Origin of the sequence: Bacillus sp. FSL W8-1141 (assembly GCF_038593205.1) — a bacterium.
Classification (GTDB): domain Bacteria; phylum Bacillota; class Bacilli; order Bacillales; family Bacillaceae; genus Bacillus; species Bacillus altitudinis.
Genome location: NZ_CP151973.1, coordinates 1,004,933 through 1,022,901 on the forward strand (window position 1 = coordinate 1,004,933; position 17,969 = coordinate 1,022,901).

Annotated in this window: 22 protein-coding genes; 13 read left to right on the top strand and 9 right to left on the bottom strand. The window is 40.2% G+C overall.

Translation table 11 applies throughout. The annotated features are described in order from the left end of the window. The first annotated feature begins 4 nt into the window (after positions 1-4). The 4 genes from NSQ52_RS05030 to NSQ52_RS05045 all read left to right on the top strand — a co-directional run bounded on the left by NSQ52_RS05030 (position 5) and on the right by NSQ52_RS05045 (position 4,637). Positions 5-361: a YlbF family regulator gene (locus tag NSQ52_RS05030; protein WP_008348927.1), complete on the top strand. Its 357-nt coding sequence runs from the start codon at positions 5-7 to the stop codon at positions 359-361. Between the two features lie 446 nt (positions 362-807). Next, positions 808-1,674 (top strand): Cof-type HAD-IIB family hydrolase, encoded by an 867-nt coding sequence (locus NSQ52_RS05035; protein ID WP_335352535.1) that lies wholly within the window; start codon positions 808-810, stop codon positions 1,672-1,674. Positions 1,675-1,787: 113 nt separating this feature from the next. Next, positions 1,788-3,287 carry a coproporphyrinogen III oxidase gene (locus NSQ52_RS05040; protein ID WP_249855784.1) on the top strand — a complete coding sequence of 500 codons (1,500 nt, stop codon included), beginning with the start codon at positions 1,788-1,790 and terminating at the stop codon, positions 3,285-3,287. Positions 3,288-3,362: 75 nt separating this feature from the next. Continuing rightward, positions 3,363-4,637 (top strand): SidA/IucD/PvdA family monooxygenase, encoded by a 1,275-nt coding sequence (locus tag NSQ52_RS05045; RefSeq protein ID WP_342473965.1) that lies wholly within the window; start codon positions 3,363-3,365, stop codon positions 4,635-4,637. A 42-nt stretch (positions 4,638-4,679) separates the two neighbouring features. Here NSQ52_RS05045 and NSQ52_RS05050 read toward each other — a convergent pair whose 3' ends face one another. The 3 genes from NSQ52_RS05050 to NSQ52_RS05060 form a co-directional block, all read right to left on the bottom strand. After that, complete coding sequence (locus NSQ52_RS05050) at positions 4,680-5,903, bottom strand: cation:proton antiporter (RefSeq protein WP_007497140.1); 1,224 nt, start codon at positions 5,901-5,903, stop codon at positions 4,680-4,682. 3 nt (positions 5,904-5,906) lie between these two features. After that, positions 5,907-6,404 carry a cation:proton antiporter regulatory subunit gene (locus NSQ52_RS05055; RefSeq protein WP_017366937.1) on the bottom strand — a complete coding sequence of 166 codons (498 nt, stop codon included), beginning with the start codon at positions 6,402-6,404 and terminating at the stop codon, positions 5,907-5,909. Positions 6,405-6,468: 64 nt separating this feature from the next. After that, positions 6,469-6,795 carry a potassium:proton antiporter gene (locus NSQ52_RS05060; protein ID WP_342473966.1) on the bottom strand — a complete coding sequence of 109 codons (327 nt, stop codon included), beginning with the start codon at positions 6,793-6,795 and terminating at the stop codon, positions 6,469-6,471. A 135-nt stretch (positions 6,796-6,930) separates the two neighbouring features. Here NSQ52_RS05060 and NSQ52_RS05065 point away from each other — a divergent pair, with 135 nt between their 5' ends. After that, a complete protein-coding gene (locus tag NSQ52_RS05065; RefSeq protein WP_342473967.1) occupies positions 6,931-7,746 on the top strand; it encodes an enoyl-CoA hydratase in 816 nt (271 codons plus the stop codon). A gap of 35 nt (positions 7,747-7,781) precedes the next feature. Here the strand turns inward: NSQ52_RS05065 and NSQ52_RS05070 are convergent, their stop codons facing one another. Next, entirely contained in the window at positions 7,782-7,970 is a 189-nt protein-coding gene (locus NSQ52_RS05070) for a YhzD family protein (protein WP_024719988.1), read from the bottom strand. A 173-nt stretch (positions 7,971-8,143) separates the two neighbouring features. On the opposite strand from NSQ52_RS05070, the gene NSQ52_RS05075 reads away from it, so the two are divergent. From NSQ52_RS05075 to NSQ52_RS05090, 4 genes are all read left to right on the top strand, one after another. Beyond that, on the top strand, positions 8,144-9,358 hold the full coding sequence (locus NSQ52_RS05075) for a DNA repair exonuclease (RefSeq protein WP_342473968.1): 1,215 nt from the start codon (positions 8,144-8,146) through the stop codon (positions 9,356-9,358). A gap of 16 nt (positions 9,359-9,374) precedes the next feature. Beyond that, entirely contained in the window at positions 9,375-12,161 is a 2,787-nt protein-coding gene (locus NSQ52_RS05080) for an AAA family ATPase (protein ID WP_342473969.1), read from the top strand. A gap of 62 nt (positions 12,162-12,223) precedes the next feature. Further along, a complete protein-coding gene (gene yhaM, locus NSQ52_RS05085) occupies positions 12,224-13,177 on the top strand; it encodes a 3'-5' exoribonuclease YhaM (RefSeq protein WP_007497151.1) in 954 nt (317 codons plus the stop codon). Between the two features lie 108 nt (positions 13,178-13,285). After that, the gene (locus tag NSQ52_RS05090; RefSeq protein WP_017360318.1) at positions 13,286-13,516 is read left to right on the top strand and encodes a sporulation YhaL family protein; all 231 of its coding nucleotides are present in this window, start codon (positions 13,286-13,288) and stop codon (positions 13,514-13,516) included. A gap of 55 nt (positions 13,517-13,571) precedes the next feature. Here the strand turns inward: NSQ52_RS05090 and NSQ52_RS05095 are convergent, their stop codons facing one another. Continuing rightward, positions 13,572-14,447: a peptidylprolyl isomerase gene (locus tag NSQ52_RS05095; protein ID WP_024719991.1), complete on the bottom strand. Its 876-nt coding sequence runs from the start codon at positions 14,445-14,447 to the stop codon at positions 13,572-13,574. Positions 14,448-14,608: 161 nt separating this feature from the next. Between NSQ52_RS05095 and NSQ52_RS05100 the strand changes: the two genes are divergently transcribed. Together NSQ52_RS05100 and NSQ52_RS05105 are read left to right on the top strand one after the other, a co-directional pair. Next, positions 14,609-14,695 carry a YjcZ family sporulation protein gene (locus NSQ52_RS05100; RefSeq protein ID WP_008361129.1) on the top strand — a complete coding sequence of 29 codons (87 nt, stop codon included), beginning with the start codon at positions 14,609-14,611 and terminating at the stop codon, positions 14,693-14,695. A gap of 145 nt (positions 14,696-14,840) precedes the next feature. Beyond that, complete coding sequence (locus NSQ52_RS05105; RefSeq protein WP_034647786.1) at positions 14,841-14,930, top strand: YjcZ family sporulation protein; 90 nt, start codon at positions 14,841-14,843, stop codon at positions 14,928-14,930. Between the two features lie 53 nt (positions 14,931-14,983). Here the strand turns inward: NSQ52_RS05105 and NSQ52_RS05110 are convergent, their stop codons facing one another. Continuing rightward, complete coding sequence (locus NSQ52_RS05110) at positions 14,984-15,169, bottom strand: hypothetical protein (RefSeq protein WP_072368131.1); 186 nt, start codon at positions 15,167-15,169, stop codon at positions 14,984-14,986. An 82-nt stretch (positions 15,170-15,251) separates the two neighbouring features. Next, complete coding sequence (locus tag NSQ52_RS05115) at positions 15,252-15,770, bottom strand: DUF3267 domain-containing protein (RefSeq protein ID WP_024719992.1); 519 nt, start codon at positions 15,768-15,770, stop codon at positions 15,252-15,254. 234 nt (positions 15,771-16,004) lie between these two features. Here NSQ52_RS05115 and NSQ52_RS05120 point away from each other — a divergent pair, with 234 nt between their 5' ends. Next, a complete protein-coding gene (locus NSQ52_RS05120; RefSeq protein ID WP_007497157.1) occupies positions 16,005-16,349 on the top strand; it encodes a YhaI family protein in 345 nt (114 codons plus the stop codon). On the opposite strand, the gene NSQ52_RS05125 is transcribed toward NSQ52_RS05120, so the two are convergent. Together NSQ52_RS05125 and NSQ52_RS05130 are read right to left on the bottom strand one after the other, a co-directional pair. After that, positions 16,327-16,941 carry an HTH-type transcriptional regulator Hpr gene (locus tag NSQ52_RS05125; RefSeq protein WP_008348891.1) on the bottom strand — a complete coding sequence of 205 codons (615 nt, stop codon included), beginning with the start codon at positions 16,939-16,941 and terminating at the stop codon, positions 16,327-16,329. The genes NSQ52_RS05120 and NSQ52_RS05125 overlap by 23 nt on opposite strands. Positions 16,942-17,128: 187 nt before the next feature. Further along, a complete protein-coding gene (locus tag NSQ52_RS05130) occupies positions 17,129-17,485 on the bottom strand; it encodes a YtxH domain-containing protein (RefSeq protein WP_007497160.1) in 357 nt (118 codons plus the stop codon). Positions 17,486-17,613: 128 nt separating this feature from the next. On the opposite strand from NSQ52_RS05130, the gene NSQ52_RS05135 reads away from it, so the two are divergent. Then, positions 17,614-17,805: a hypothetical protein gene (locus NSQ52_RS05135; protein ID WP_008348888.1), complete on the top strand. Its 192-nt coding sequence runs from the start codon at positions 17,614-17,616 to the stop codon at positions 17,803-17,805. The last annotated feature ends 164 nt before the right edge of the window (positions 17,806-17,969 follow it).

The window sequence follows — 17,969 nt, forward strand, 5'->3', positions numbered from 1 at the left end:
TAACATGTCTGTAAATCTTTATGATGTTGCATATGACCTTGAAAAAGCACTGCGTCATAGCGAAGAATATTCAGCGTTAAGAAATCTTTATGATGAGGTAAACGGGGATGAATCCTCTAAAAGAATGTTTGAGAACTTCCGTGACATTCAAGTAAACCTTCAACAAAAACAAATGACTGGTCAAGAGATTACACAAGAAGAAGTAGAGCAAGCGCAAAAAACGGTTGCACTTGTGCAGCAGCACGATAAAATCTCTCAGTTGATGGAAGCAGAACAACGCGTAAGTGTTCTCATCGGTGAATTAAATAAAATTATCATGAAGCCTCTTGAAGAGCTTTATGGAAATACTGAAGAAAATTAATTGAAAGGGCGATCATATTCGCCCTTTTTTTCATTCATATCGCCGCTTGTATATCTTTAAAAAAAGGGTTGTCGAAGCTCGTAAATTCTGCGATAATACTTATTGAAAGTGCTTTCAAAAAGCGCTATCGTGATGAATTGGGTGCGTTCCACTTTGGATTGACGGCGATGAGCCAAATGAGAGAGAAGCGCTTCTGGGAGAAAAGCAAAGCATAAGGGGATATGATATAAGCAATGCTTTGGTGTGTGAAAGATGAGGGGATCATGGGGAGCTTCATCACGCCATTGTTACGCATCCAAACCATACATAAAAAAAAGCCTAGGGGTAGGCTTTTTTTATTTGCGATTGAGGCATAAAACAAGGGCTGCTTCAACTGCATGTTCTAAAGCGATAAGCTAGGGCATATCCTCATCGTAAGTACAGTCATCAAGAAGGGGGATGCCTCAGTGTCAAAAAAGCTACTTGCACTCAATATAGATGGAACGTTGCTTCGTTCCAATGGGAAAATCCATTCCGCTACAAAAGAAGCTGTGGAATATGTTAAGAAAAAAGGGGTTTACGTGACGATTGTCACCAACCGTCATTTTCGATCTGCACAAAAAATTGCCAAGGCGTTGAAAATACCAACTTCAACTCTTGTGACGCATAGTGGTGCATTTATCGCTGATAAGCTTGATGAGCCGCTCCATGTGAAGAAATTAACGGAAGAGAAAACATTTAATCTTGTGCAGATCCTTGAAAGCTTTGATTGTAATGTTCGCTTGTTACATGAAAAATTCTCAATCGGCAATCGGAAAAAAACACAGTCTCAACTGATGGGAAAAACGTTGATTCATCCGTCTGATCCCATTTTCTATCCCGTTCAATTTGTTGAATCATTAAGTGATATGCTCATGGATGAACCGGTTAGCACACCTGTCATTGAAGTGTATTCGACGGCAGTACTTCAGCCTGAAATCCACACAACCATTCAACAAGCATTCCCATCTGTTGATCTGATTAAGATCAGTGATGAGAAAATGAACATTGTATGCAAAGGGGTATCGAAAGAAGCAGGACTTTCTCTTTTAACTTCAGCACTAGGTTTTACATTAGAAGATACGGTCGTGATCGGTCACGGGACAGACGACATCCCGATGCTTGAGTTAGCTGGCTTAGGCGTTGCGATGGGGAATGCACCTCATTCGGTCAAACGTAAAGCCGATTGGGTGACACGTTCTCATGATGAACAGGGTGTTGCTTATATGATCAAAGAATACTTTAGAATGCAGCAAAGGGAAGGTTTTTTACATCAATTTGATATTAAACGATAATATAGTGAAGGCCCTGTCTATTAAGAAATGGCAGGGCCTTCGTCTGTTCTCTTCATTGCTTTTCCTAGATGAATTTTGTAAAATGAAACAAGTTTGAAGATAAAGGTGATATGATGCGAATTTTAGTTAAAGGGCTGTCTAATGAACGATTTCATCGACCGCTTGTCAATATAGCCAATTTATTCGAGGAAGATAGTGAAGTGCTGTTTGATTCAGGTGAAGCGAACGATGGCCTGGTCATGGTGTTTGATTGGAAAGAAACTGGCGGTATGGTGGAGGCTTCTGGCCATATTGCTGGATCAGATATGACGAGTCGTTTTACAAGAGAGATGCCGGAGGGCTTGAACGATAAAGAGCGCTGGAAGCAAATCAAAAACACTGTGCTGTCTGTTTATTTACATCTGCTTCAGGAATATACAGGAATGACGCAAAAATGGGGGATTCTTACGGGGATACGTCCTACGAAATTACTTCATAAGATGCTAAGAGAAGGCATGACAAAGGAAGAAGCACATGCAGCGTTAAAGCGCGATTACTTGATTCATGATGAAAAGATCAATTTGATGCAGGAAATTGTTGATCGTCAAATCAAAGCCATTCCAGATCTGTACGATCTGCAGGAGGAAGTGAGTATTTATATCGGTATTCCTTTCTGTCCAACAAAATGTGCTTATTGCACGTTCCCTGCTTATGCCATTCAAGGACAAGCTGGAAGAGTAGGAACGTTTCTTTTTGGGCTGCATTATGAGATGCAAAAAATGGGCGAATGGTTAAAGGAACATGGGATTAAAGTGACGACTGTTTATTTTGGCGGAGGTACTCCAACGAGTATTACAGCAGAAGAAATGGATTTGCTGTATGAGGAGATGTATCGCTCTTTTCCAGATGTGAAACATATTCGGGAAGTCACTGTAGAAGCGGGACGACCTGATACGATTTCACCTGATAAGCTGGAGGTGCTCAACCGTTATCATATTGACCGGATTAGTATCAATCCGCAATCATATGAGAATGAAACATTGAAAGCGATTGGCCGGCACCATAGTGTGGAAGAAACGATTGAAAAGTATCATTTATCAAGGCAGTATGGCATGAATAATATTAACATGGACTTAATCATCGGGCTGCCAGGAGAAGGGCTAAAGGAATTCCAACATTCCTTGCAGCAAACAGAAGAACTGAAGCCTGAATCTTTAACGGTGCATACCCTTTCCTTTAAGAGAGCGTCTGAAATGACCCGCAATAAGGAAAAGTATCAAGTGGCAGACCGTGAAGAGATCACACGTATGATGGATGAAGCGGTTGCTTGGACAAAGGCACATGACTATCATCCGTACTATTTATACAGACAAAAAAACATTTTGGGGAATCTCGAAAATGTCGGGTATTCGTTAGATGGACAGGAAAGTTTGTATAATATTATCATTATGGAAGAGGTGCAGACGATCATTGGCATTGGATGCGGCGCTGCGAGTAAATTCATTGATCCGCGAACCGGAAAAATTACGCAGTATGCCAATCCAAAAGATCCAAAGTCTTATAATGATCGTTATGAGCACTATACGGAAGAGAAGATTCAGTTTCTTGAGTCATTATTTGTTTCTCACATGTAAACACTGCGGTGACGCAGTGTTTTTTTCATTTGTAAAAGGGTATATAGGGGGTAAAAAGATAAAGCAGGTGTACATATGATGGATGTGATCGGAATTGGGATTGGGCCAGCAAATTTAGGATTGGCCGCTTTATTAGAGGAGTATGAAGATGTGACATGCTGTTTTTTTGAACAGGAAACCGAATTTGCTTGGCATCCTGGTATGCTCATCAAAGGAACGGACTTACAAGTTTCCTTTCTAGCGGACCTTGTGACAATGGCTAATCCAAGGAGCAAGTATACATTTTTAAATTATTTACATGAATCAAACAGGCTTCACCGATTTTATACATTTGAACAATTTGATATCCCCCGGAGAGAATTCAATGAGTATTTATCATGGGTTGCAGGTGAATTAGATAGCTGTCAGTTCGGGATGAAGGTGGAAGAAGTGACCGACTGTGAAGACGGGTATCTTGTAAAAGTTCGGCGGTTGAAAGATGGTGCGCTTTCTGAATATCGTGCAAAGCATGTCGTCCTTGGAACTGGAAGCAAGCCGATGGTCCCTGTCGATGTGCCAGAAGCTGCGTTGCCGCATGTGACCCATAGCAGTCGTTATGTAGATCAACAAAAAGAACTTCATGAAGCTGAAACGGTGGCGGTGATTGGTTCAGGTCAGAGTGCAGCTGAAATTTTCTTAGACCTGCTTCAGCATCAGAAGAAAGGACAGCAGCTTTCGTGGTTTACACGTTCAAGTGAATTTAGAGAACTAGAGACAGCGGAGCTTGGTCAGGAGCTATTTACACCTAAGTATGTTGAATATTTTCATTCCCTTCCTTATGAAGAACGGATGAACACATTGCCTAGACTGGCAGGATTAAGGAATGGCATAGATGCATCGACGCTTTCTCGTATTTATCAGGAATTGTACCATCGCTCCGTTTCAGGTGAAGAGCCTTCTGTACTCATTCAGCCAATGACTGAGCTTGAAGCGATACATATGGAGGATGAGCAGCAGTTAGAGCTGCATTTGAAACAATGGCAGCTCAAGAAAGAAAAGAAAATCACAGCCAATCATGTGGTATTGGCTACAGGATATACGCCTAATATTCCGGAATGGTTTAGCGTGTATGAACCATTGATTGAATGGGAAAGCGATGAGCATTTTAAAGTGACAGACGACTTCAGGCTTGTGTTTAAAGACAAACGGTCTCATCATTTCTTTACATTCACGAACCTCGATCACTCTCATGGAACAGCGGCGACCAATTTAAAACTATCGATCTACCGCAATCAGAAAGTCATCCGAACCATTCGCGGGGATACGAAAGAACAAGTGAAGCAAGAAACAGCATTTCAGCAATTTGAATAGATATAAAATAAAAAAAGGGCCCCAGCACAGGGCCCTTTTCAATTAAATGGTTGTTTCTCTTTTTACTTTTGGTTTTTCAGTTTTCCATTTGAAGATTTTGTTTAGGATTTGATAGATACGCTTTGATTCTTTCGTCACTAGCGGTCCTAAAATCGCAAGGATTAATACATATAATGCAGCAAATGGCTTCAATGTAGCGGCAAGCCCGCCTGCAATCCCAAGTTCGGCTACAATGATGGAAAACTCTCCTCTTGATACGATGGTTAATCCAATATTAGAAGAAGCTTTATGAGAGAAACCGGCTCTTCTTCCAGCAAACATCCCGGCGGTGAAGTTCCCAATTAAGGTGAGAATGACAGCGCCGATCGCAAGCCAGAAGGCATCTCCTAATGTAAATGGATCAATACTCAGTCCGAAGCTGAAGAAGAACATGGCGCCAAAGAAATCTCTAAAAGGAACAACGAGATGTTCAATGCGGTCTGAGTGCTCTGTTTCTGAAAACACAAGACCGAGTAAGAGAGCGCCAATGGCCTCTGCGACATGAATCGTCTCTGAAAAACCAGCCACGAAGAATAAAGCGGCAAAAATGACAATGATAAATACTTCATTTGAACGGATATCGAATAGTTTGTTTAATAGTTTTGGTAGCTTACGTGCGATGATAAAGAAAATCATCATGTAACCAAAAGCGATTAAAATAGATAATAAGGCACCGCCAACGGACGTGGCATCTCCAAGGACAAGACCGGATACGACAGATAAATAGACGGCGAGAAAAATATCCTCAAACATAATAATCCCAAGAATTAACTCTGTTTCAGGGTTCGCTGTCCGTTTTAAATCGACAAGGACTTTGGCGACAATGGCGCTGGATGAAATGGTGATAACGCCTGCCATAATGAGAACTTCAAGGAATCCAAAGCCTGTGATAAACCCATAAAGCAATCCTAAGCTAAAGTTGATCAAAATATAAATAGATCCGCCGACTGCAATGGATTTACCTGATTTTATGAGTTTGCCGACAGAGAACTCAAGCCCGAGGTAGAATAGAAGGAACAGGACACCCATTCTACCAAAAAACGAAATAATCTCGGTGCTCTCGATAAACTTCAAATCAATGATCCCGATGGTTGGTGCATGCGGACCAACAATCATCCCGAGGACAATGAGAAAAGGAATGATAGAAAATTTAATTTTATTGGCGATTAAGCTGGCAATGGCGATGAGAATAAGCGCCGTTCCAACTTCAAAGACTAAATGATCCATTCATCACTCTCCCCCTCTAGAAAGAAAATCACGTATCAATCGCTTCAAGTGTTTTCTTTCGCCTGAAATGACCATCGTATCATTTGCTTGAATAATCGAATCGGCACCGGGGTTGAGTAATTTTTCATTTGTATGTTTAATGATCGCAATGACGGTGACTTCATAATTTTGTCTCACATCTAAATCGCCGAGTGTATGTCCAACCGCTTTTGCGTCTTTTTCTACCTTAAACCATTCAATGATCAAATCATTGAACGCCATTTCAATCGTTTCAAGTGCTTGCGGCTTATATACCATACCGCCAATAATGGCAGCAATTTGCCGGGCTTCAGCATCATCGAGAGAAATGGTGGACAGTACTTCATCTGGATCTTCATCGTCGAAACGATAAATCTCCCGTCTGCCATCATCATGAATCACAATCGTCATCTTTTCTCTATTTCTCGTTTCAATTTCAAATTTCTTTCCAATCCCAGGAAGATCATTTTCTTTAATGTTCATTTTATCCCTCCGAATATGATAGGTTTTGTTTTTCATATAGTGAGTACGGATGAAATAAAATGAATCAGTCGAGGTAATTTGATTGGTACATAATGGGGATTGCACACTTCATTTCTAAAAAACATATATCAATAGATAACGCTGTGGCTGGTGCAAGCTTTACAAGAAAAGCTTTTGAAGCGCCCATTGATAACCTCTGTTTTAACAGAAGAGATGATGCATGTTTTTTTGAAAATGGAGGTGTCTTCACAGCGTTGATTTCTTCATCATAAATCGATGGAGAAATCAGGCTCGGTGTGCTCGCTTCTGCTTGCGAAGCAAAAACGACATTTGAAAAGGGAGAAAACATGACGATGCAGCTAATCAATATACATATGGAACTTCTTATCAATCATCCTCCCCCTTTCAAATGATGTTTTATTTCTTATTTTACTATATAAAAATATATTTCTCGTTTCAACAATTATGCTTATTTTAGTATCAGTTGATCTTGAAATTTTTTATGTAGAGGAAAAGGAATTACTTGATGGAAATTGAAGTAAGTTATGAGTTTGAAAAGAAAGAGGGGGAATGGATGATGACATATATCAATTGTCAGGTAGACGGGGATATTTTTGAAATCGTTTTCAATAGGCCTGAAGCGTATAATTCGTTTCATGTTGACATGTTTGCTGAATTGAAGGAAGCGTGTGATACAGCGAGTGAGAGCAGTGCGAAAATTGTTGTTCTTAAGGGGATGGGCAAAGGGTTTTCAGCAGGCGGAGATATTGGCATGATGCTAAAGCAAGATCGTGAAGAAGATTTTCATCGCGTGATGGATTTGATCGAGGGAATTACACTTTCTTTAGCCAGTATGAAAAAAGTGACGATTGCACTTGTCCACGGGGCAGCGGCTGGTCTTGCTTTTAGCTTTGCCCTTAGCTGTGACTATTTGTTTATGCATCAAGATGCTAAACTTGCCATGAACTTTAATGGAATCGGGTTAATCCCAGATGGCGGAGGGCATTTTTTCCTCACCAAAAGAGTTAGTGAACAAACCGCTAAACAATTGATTTGGAGCGGACAAAAGCTGCCGGCTGAAGAAGCGCTCAAGCTTCGCCTTGCAGACGGTGTGTTTCAAGATGAGGTGGATACGTATCAAAAAGCGTGCGTCAAGCCATTTTTGAATATGCCACTTCAAGCCTTTGTTGAAACAAAGATGATTTATTTTCAGCAGTCAGAATCACAGCTGTTAGCCGTTCTTCAAAAAGAGCGTGCTGCACAAGCTAGACTGAGACAAAGCCGTGATCATCAGGAGGGTGTTCAAGCGTTTTTGGAAAAAAGACGTCCTGTGTTTCATTAAATAGAAGATTGAATGGCCGGCGGATGCCGGCTTTTTTAACGTTCAAATAAAAGAAGTTTACCTGCATCATTTACGAGCCGGTGAGAATGCTTTGTGTATTGTTGTTCGATTAAACGATGACGTCCTAATTCTTTTGCTTTTTCATCACTATCTGTGGTGATTTTTTCGTTTAATAAGGTTTCACCTGACGAATCAAATACAGTCAAATAGTAGGTTTTCTCCATCTCTGATCTTCCCTTCCTTCTTGTTTTTTAATGAATTATACAAGGAGGAAGTTAAAACCTCTTTTTTCACCCCTAAAAATGTGTTTTTTAGAATGAGAGCGATAGAACGTGCATTCGTAAAAACGGCGTGATAAAATATGGACAACTACAGTAACGTACAAGGAGATAGACGTTTGACGAAGCTCACTTTTATTCATGCCGCAGATCTTCATTTAGATAGTCCGTTTGCGGGAATGTCCAATATACCGAACCGAATTTTTAAGAGGTTGAAAGAAAGTACATTTCAAAGTGCCAAGAACATGTTTGAACTTGCGATTGATCGAGAAGTAGACTTTATGCTGCTGAGCGGAGATATATTTGACGAATCGAATCGCAGCCTAAAAGCACAGCTTTTTTTAAGAAATCAGTTTCTTCAGCTACAATCACACGGGATTGAAGTGTTTATTATTTATGGTAATCATGATCATTTAGGTGGTGAATGGACACCAATTGAGTGGCCAGAGAATGTTCACGTTTTTTTGAGCAGTACGCCAAGTGAGCAAGCCTTTTATAGAGAAGGTCAGCTTGTGGCAAGTATTTACGGGTTCAGCTACAAAGAGCGAGCTGTCCATGAAAATATGACACCTTATTATGAAAAAACAACAAATGCCCCCTATCATATTGCAATGCTTCACGGCACTTTAGCAGGTCAAGAAGGGCATGATGCGTATGCACCATTTCAGCTACAGCAGCTTCTAGCGCGGGATTTTGATTATTGGGCGCTTGGACATATTCATAAGCGGGCTCTTCTGCATGAAGACCCAATGGTGATCTATCCTGGAAACGTGCAAGGAAGACATATAAAAGAAACAGGAGAGAAAGGCTGTTATGTCGTTTACCTATCTGAAGATGCTCAAAGAGCGGAGTTTATGAGCTGTTCAGATGTCATCTTTGAGACATTGACAATAGATATCACACATACCGCTCATATGACCGATCTTGTGATACTTGTGGACAAAAAGATGAGTGGACTGAAAGAGAGAGGTGTTCCTCATTTTGTGAAAATCGAACTAACTGGCGATGCTCCTGCTTATATGGAGCTCACGCAGCTTGAAGTGCTTGAGGAGCTGATGGCTGTTCTTCATGAACAGGAGGAAGATGAAGACTTGTTCGTTTGGGTGATGTCGATTGACTGCCGGACACATGAAGATGCCGTCTATCCAGAAGATTCTTTTTTGACAGAACTAACAACAGAAATTGCCGAGTTTGATGCGTATGATGAGCTGCTTTCACCGATCAAGCGTCATCCAACCTATAGAAAGGCAGGAAGAGCTTTTACAAAAGAGGACGAGATCGATATTAAAGAAGAGGCACAAAGGCTGCTGGCAGAACAGCTGAAGCATTTATGAGAGAAGGAGAGGCATGATGAAAATACGTTCACTCCATATTGCGAATTTCGGGAAATTTTCCAATCAAACCTTCCACTTTTCTGATGACGGTTTTCAGTTAGTTTATGGCCTGAATGAATCGGGGAAAACGACATTGAAGGCGTTTATCGAATCGATGTTATTTGGTTTTTCTAAAAGCCATATGTATAAGCCAAAGCATGGCTCATTTTATGGCGGGTCTCTTACATGTTTAGATGAGGAATTAGGTGTGATTCATATTGAAAGAACATCTGATCATGGCGGCCAAGCTCAGGTGTTGCTGCCAAATGGTGAAGTGAAAGATGAAGCGTTTCTACATGTGATGTTAAAGGGAACAGATCGCAGATTATACCAATCGATCTATTCTTTTGACGTGTTTGGTCTGCAAAATGTACAAGCATTAAATCAAGATCAAATAGGGGAATTTCTACTCTTTTCAAGTTTGTTTGGCTCAGATGCGGCATCCAAAATGGACAGCAGGCTGCTAAAACAGCAAGAGCAGCTTTTTAAACCGAATGGACGTAAGCCTGAATTAAATCAGCAGCTTGATCATGTAAAAGAGCTGTCAGGTAAGTTGAAACAGGCCAAATTGGTAGAAAGTCGTTATACCGCAAAGAAAAAAGAACAAGCTGAATTAACCGAGAAGGTAGAAATGCTTCAGCATGAAATGAGACAGACTGAAGAAGAGATTCAGCTTTTGACGGAACATATTCGACTTTATCCTATGATAGAAAACAAGATAAAGTTAAAAAAAGATTTGGCTAGTGATCCAGAACGAGTCAAACGGTTTAGACCGGAAACCGCACATGAACTTGATAAATTAGAATCACACCTTCACCCAAAAAAGGCGCAAGTGACGGCACTGAAACAAAAATTAGATCATTTGCAAACGTCGCTCACGCAAGTTCAGCCACTCTATGACAAGGATACGGTATTGGAGATGAAGCGAGTCATAGCTGAATCATCTGATGCTGAACTTGTGAAGAAACGCTTAGCAGAAGGGAAAACAGAGCAGAATTCTTTGAAACAAAAAATAGAAGAAGCATCAGCGAAGCTGAAGTGGCAGCGTCCAATCAAGCTTGACCAGCTGGATGATTCACTTGACTTTGAGTGGGAATTAAAAGAGGCTGTGAGCCAATACGTTCGTTTAATGGATAGGAAAACACAGCTCGATGACCGGTTTGATCATGCAAGACATGAGCTGGAAGAAGCGGAAACCGCTCTAAAAGGATTAAAGGAACAGCCCGTTAAACAGCAAGATGCAGAAGATGTCAGGGGCACAAGGGCTACAGTGAAACAGAATCATTCCAGAGTGTGGTTATTCCCGCTGATGTTCGTGCTATGTGCTGTCATTCTCACGGTCTTATTCGTTTTAGCAGAGAGCTGGGTGACGTTACTGTTTGCAGGATTTTCCGTTTTTGTCTTGATCGCTATTTATCCAGTGCTTAAACAGACTCAGCTGAAGGAAGCAAACGACAGTAACGCCTATCATTCCTTTCAAGTTCAAACAGCTTCAGCTGAAACGCTAGTGAAGCAAAAGGAGCTTTTATACGAAAGAATGATACAGCAATATGAAGACTGGGAGCGGGAACTGGAACCTGTACAGCAACAAGTAGAAGATATGAGAAGGCAGCTGGGTTTGTCCTCAGAGCTCTCATTCCTTGTGGAAGCTTTCCATATCTTGAAACAATTAAAAGCGAATACAGCGGCATATGAGGCGCTTAACAAGGAAATAAAGATGCTCACACAGCAGCAATCGACCTACGAGAAAAGAGTTTCAGCGCTCATGAGTCTTCTTCAAAGAAAAGAAGGGACCATTCAAGAGAATATCTCAGCCTTTCAAGAGATATTGAAAGATGAGGAAAAAAGAGAAAAAGAACGTCAGACATTGCACGTATCCATTCAACATGTAGAGCAGCAGCTGACAACATTAGAAGGAGAAGTTCAATATTATGAAAAACAAACGGACGAGCTTTTTCGAAAAGTAGAAGCAGCGTCAAAAGAAGATTATCATGTCCTATCTCATCTATCCAAAGAATACCGGGAGCGGCTGTACAATTTGCAGCAGCTGAACCAAGAGCTGCACAAAAGCGGTTATATAGATGAGGAAGAGGTCATTGTCCGTAAAGGTTTACGCACCCTTGAGGAGCAGTGTGCACAAGCAAAAAGACATCTGAATGACTTGCAAGAGAATGTGACGAATATGAAAAAACGCTTGGCAGAATTAGCAGTTGAAATACGCCAAATAGAAGCATCAGGTACAGTGTCTGATTTGACTCATCAGCTTGCTGTAGAGCAGGAGCAGGCAAAGCATCTAGCGAAAAAATGGGCGGCTATTCAGCTCGTTCGTTCCGTCATTCGAGAGAAACTCAATGAGCATAAAGAAACGAGGCTACCAGCACTCCTCCAAACAGCTTCCCGATTTATTCAGCCGTTAACGAATGATCGATATGAAGTGATTTTATTTTCTGCCGAAGATGACCGGCTGATTGTGAAACGGAGGGATGGACGCCTATTCCGCCCGGAGGAGCTTTCACAAGCAACATGTGAGCAAATTTATCTCTCGATTCGTTTTGCACTTGCTTTGTCCCACCAGCAAGATTGTCAGCTCCCATTTATGATGGATGACAGTTTCGTTCACTTTGATCATGTCCGTCTAGACAGGGTGCTGGAGCTGATGAGTGAACTCACTCGTTTTGAAACACAGCTGTTTTATTTCACTTGTCATCATTATATGAAACAAGCAGCGGAAGACGGGCAGATTACGAGCTTAGCAGTGGAATGATTGACAAATTATGACTTATGTTATACTTATATGAGCAGAAACATGGAAGGAGCATTTATTGAATGGCTAAAGGGATCATGACCTATGACGTCGGCGAACAAGTTGACCTGCATTTATTAATTAAATCATCTACTAAAGGGATTGCGAGTAATGGCAAACCATTTTTAACGTTAATTCTTCAAGATCAAAGTGGAGATATTGAGGCGAAGCTATGGGATGCAAAGCAGAATGATGAACTCACATATGCTGCGCAAACCATTGTGAAGGTAGTAGGTGATATTCATCATTATCGCGGAAGGAATCAGCTGAAGCTTAGGAATATACGTCCTGTTGCTGAAAACGAGCAAATCCGCATTGATGATTTTCTAGAAACAGCTCCTATTCCAAAGCACGATATGATGGATACCATCATGCAATATATTTTTGATATGAAAAACCCTAATATTCAGCGTGTCACAAGACATTTGCTGAAGAAATATGGACAGGAATTCGCTGATTACCCAGCAGCTACGAAAAACCATCACGAGTTTGTTTCGGGTCTTGCCTATCATGTGGTATCGATGCTTCATTTAGCGAAATCCATTGTTGATCTATACCCATCACTAGATCGAGATCTTTTATATTCAGGGATCATTCTACATGATTTAGGGAAAGTCAAAGAGCTTTCGGGTCCTGTCTCCACCACATATACAGTAGAAGGGAACTTAATTGGCCACATTTCTATTATGGTGACAGAAATTGCGAAAGCCGCAGAGGAGCTTGGCATTGATTCTGAGGAAATTCTGATTCTGCAGCATTTAGTGCTGAGTCATCATGGAAAAGGGGAGTGGGGCAGTCCTAAACCACCAATGGTGAAGGAAGCCGAAATTCTCCACTATATAGATAATTTAGATGCAAAAATGAACATGATGGATCGTGCGCTTGAGCATGTGAAGCCAGGAGAATATACAGAGCGTATTTTTGCACTAGAGAATCGTTCGTTTTATAAACCAACCTTTCACAATGAATCCTCATGATAAAACGCCCGTTTGATGCGGGCGTTTTTTTTCATAACTTGTCTTCTTTTCGCATAAGCATGTAACACAAAGGAAGAGAGATTAGTCCTGAAAAAGGAGGCGAAGACAATGTTATTTTTTCCATGGTGGGTATATGCATGTATCATTGGTATTATCTTTTGTGCCTATAAATTAATGACGACAGCCAAAGAGGAGCAAGAGATTGATCAATCCTTTATTGAAAAAGAGGGAGAAATCTTTATCGAACGAATGGAGCAGGAGAGAGAGCGTAGACGTCAAGGACAGCAAATGAAACGATCCCAGGAAACGGCGAAGCATGAGGACCATTCGATTGCATAATCAATAAGAATAAAAAAACCCCTCTACAAGTTCATGTAGAGGGGTTTTTCGTTCATTATTGGTTTGGTGTTTGTTGTGTGGTTTGCTCAGATTTTTCTTTGAATGTATTTTCAAGTTCTTTATCTTTTACTTTCACATCAGCATCTTTCACCAATTTGTTTAAGATCGTTTGAATTTCATTGTTGTCTGCTTGTTTTTGATCAAGCAGTTCTTTTTTCAAGTCTGCTTTCATGTCATCGTATTTACCGCGTTCTTCGGTCTTTTTAATGATATGGTAACCAAATTGAGATTTTACTGGTTTGCTGATTTCATTTACTTTTAGTTTGAAGGCAGCTTTACTGAAGTTCTCATCCATTTGGCCTTCTTTTGCGAACCAGCCTACATCGCCGCCTTGTGCTGCTGAAGCAGTGTCAGTTGAATATTCAGATACAAGGTCATCCCACTTTTCGCCTTTATCTAATTTCTTTTCTACTTCATCTGCTGTTTTCTTGTCAGCAACTAAAATGTGGCTTGCGCGGATTTTTCCTTTTAGGTCATCGTAATACGCTTTTACTTCTTTGTCAGTGATTTTGATGTTAGCTTTGGCAGCCTTTTGAGTCAGCAGCTCATATTTTACTTGATCTTTGATGTAATCTTTTCCGAATTCATCTTGAAGTTGTTTTAAACGATCTTCACCAAGTGTCTTTTTATATTCTTCCAATTTCTTATCAATTTCTTTATCTGATACTTTGTATTTGTCAGCAAGAACCTTTTGTTGAACAAGTAGGTTTAAAGCATCTCCACCTGCTTGTTTCTTAAGTGTTGTGTAAAGCTCTTCTTTTGTGACATCTCCTGATTTTGTTGTTGCGATCACTTCTTTGTCACCGCTACTGCATGCGCCAAGAGTTAAAACACTTACTGCTGTTACAGCTGCTAAAGCCATTTTTTTCATTCAAAAAACACTCCTAATCTTTCCAATTTATTTATCATTGCTTGTATCATAACATATTGTGACATGCTGTAAAAAGAAATGCAAATGGGAGGGCATTCGTCTAGTCAAATTTTTGCGACCAACATACACATATATTGATCACAAAAAGGAGGCTGAATTATATGGGAGCAGGATATTCTAATGGGTTTGCTTTATTGGTCGTGCTATTCATTTTGCTGATCATCGTTGGTGCAGCATATCTTTATTAATTAAATCGCTGTGACAGAAAGGAGCCGTCCTGCCATGCGTGCGGGCGGTTCTTTTTTAAAACGATGACAAGTGCCTAAACGTTTTAAAATTTTCTGCATACACTGAGCTTAGAACAGAGGAAGAACTGGCAGGAGGTGTTTTCACATGGGAGGAGAAGTCTTTGCTGGCGGTTTTGCACTAGTCGTCGTGTTATTCATCTTATTGATCATTATCGGTGCATCTTGGATTTACTAATAGATCATCATACACAAAAAGCTGCCATCAAACAGGCAGCTTTTGCTTTGATCTTAAATAGATATGGTAATTTCAACAAATGATGAGATCAGTAAGATCAGTATCGATACATTGATAAAGCGAAACACCTTATCTTGCCGTTCTTCAGGAATCTCTCTGACAAGGCATAATGTATTAGTAAGCCTGTTTATTGAATACACAATAAACGCGGCAAAGACGATGAAGTAAAATAAAACTATCGGAGATCCCCCCTCTCTATGCTATTCCCATACTACATTACCAAATTTTTTATGAAAAAGATAGAAGTTGGCTTTAAAAACCTCATGATGAGGAAGTTGGGTCAACTAAAATATCAAACTCGTCTTGGGCTTGATCAATGATGCATGATTTTGGCGCTTTTAGCAGTTTCCAAGCAAATAAAAAGTCAGGCAAACAATAGCCTGCATGAATACTTGCGATCATGATAAAATAGTGTGCGTACATTGGAAATGCCATTCCTAAAACAAAGTAAACAGGTGAGATGACACAAAACGGGCTGAGCAGTGAGAAAAGCATCACTCTCTTAGGCACGCGCTGCCAGCAATTTCGTTTAAATAACGTCATTTTTTTCTTATGTTTCATGACTGGGATCAAGTGAACCAAGCGGTGGACAAGCAATGTCGCAAGTAAAAGCACGATAAAAAGCGGTGCATTGTGACTGCTGAGTCTCGTTTCAGGATGAGTCAGTTGAAAACATAAAAATGCCATAATGAAAAAAAATACAGTCAGACATATGGCTGAAATCATCATTCTCGTATAACCATAATCCTTTTCAAGATTAATGGTCTTCCAACAATTCATTTTTCATCCTTCCAATCTCAAAAAAACTAATTGAATATCTCAAGATAATTTACTCTTCCTGAGGATAAAAATCAATGGTTTTCAAGAAAAAAAATAAATTGTTACATTCATATGGAATAAAGAGAGGAAACTTTGGGTTTTTCAAGAAAAAAAGACATAAGAGGGAGGTTCGTCTCTTTCGTCAATGAGTAATTTCGGCTAAAATAGAGTGACTAAGAGAAAGAGGGAACGTACATGAGTATTGAGGAACGAATGAGCCAGCTCGAATATTATATGGAACTGTTACTGACGGCGACAGATATGAGCCGTTATCCATATTATGCGCTATTGATCCGTCAGCGTGTATCGAAAGAAGAGGCAAAGGACATTGAGCGTATTTGTGCTGAGCTCTCAGATGAAATGGACAAGCAAAAAGCACAAGGCTACGTCATGTTCGACGATCTCCTTGCGCTGTTTGCGGGACAGTTAATTGAAAAGCTGGATGTTCATGAAACGATTTTTGCTTTGCATGATCAAGGGCTGTTTCAGCCGTTAATGAATGAATTTATAAAGATCATTAAACAATTTGATTTGCTTTAGCCGCTTTTTCCTCTGCTGAGTCTTCAAGTTCTTCAGGCTTTTTCGTGACTTTCCCACGCTCATTCAAAAAGTCCTTCTCAATGTTTGAAAACGATTTCTCAAAAATCTCCATGAAATCCTCACCATAAATGTTTCGGATAATACACATCATTTCTAAAATTTCAGGGAACTTTCCGTAAATGTCATGAAGCGGCTGTGCGCCTTTGACAATACCAGTTCGGGCCGGGTCGTAATCTTCGAGTAGTTTATGGAATGTCTCTTCGCCTTTTGGCGTTAGTTCAATATACGTATTGCGTTTATCGTTTAACTTTTTAGAAAATTTTAAAAATCCTCTTTCCTCTAATTTTTTAGAGAAGTTAAACGCCGTTGATACATGCATGACGCCAAACTTTGCAATTTCTGATATTGAAGCTCCTTTTAATTGATACGCAATCCACAAAATATGATGTTCATTGATATTTAGGTTATACGGTTTGATCCACTGCTGCCAGTCCTTTTCAATGGATTTCCAAAGAGCTTTGCTCAATTGGGCCATTCTTTGACTGAATAAAAGTGCTTCTTTTACATCGAAAGGCTGTTCCGAATGATTCATCCATTTCACCTACTTCTCTTTTTCTTGTAATTCTATTATGCCAATAAAATAAAGATTAATAAAGCTGAAAATTCAAGAATTTTTAAAAGTCATGAAAAACATTGACAAAATAACCTTTTTTCAACAAAAAAAGTGCGGGATACGCACCCCGCACACTTTTGTAAACGAATATTTTTTTGTGAGTATATTAGTTTTGTAAGGTTTTCTCCAGTTGTTTGAGCTTTTCCTCAATTTCCTGAATTTCCTTTTGTAAGTCCTGCTGATGAGGTTTGATTTCCTCGCGCCATTGCTGAATGGATGTTTGCAATTCAGTTCCGACCTCTTTAATGACCTCAGCACTTTCTTTTGCGGTTTCAACAATCTGCTCTTTTAAAGCTTGTCCATCTCTTTTTAATCTTGTCAGCGTATCTTCGAATTTGTCATAGCCGTCTTTCATCTTTCCGCGTACATCTCTGCCAGAAGAGGGAGTCGTCAGGAGCACTGCCGCACCTCCGAGGAGACCGCCTACAAATAATCCTGTTAATAAAGAACGTCCACTAGCCATTCCAATCACCTCTAGTCAAATTTTACACATTCGCATGTTCTCTCTGAGCTGACGATCAGCTTCATTGAACTTCCATACATAGCTTGCTTTATTTTAGCATACTTTTGAAGAAAAGGGAGGGGAGAAGGTTGTCTGTCTTTCTGTTCGTTTTTACGTGTATGTGTGTGATTTTCGCAGGTGGTTCTATTCATTATGTAAGGCAGCTTGGGTATGCAGGGTCTTATCCGCCAAAACATGTATTAAGACAAAAAGCAATTGTGTGTGCGGCAGGTGCAGGGATTTCGCTCTCCATTTTGCTGCTTACCCTTTTTCTTTTATAGAAGCATGAAAAAAACCTCTTCATCTAATGAAGAGGTTCCAGCATGTAGACAAACCCTCGCATTCTTTGTCAGTCCTGCGTGCTGGTGCTCACGAATGTCAAATTCGCTCCGCGCCAGTACTCGTCCTTCCTAGACTTCAAGGGCTTTCAATCATGCTGAAAAGA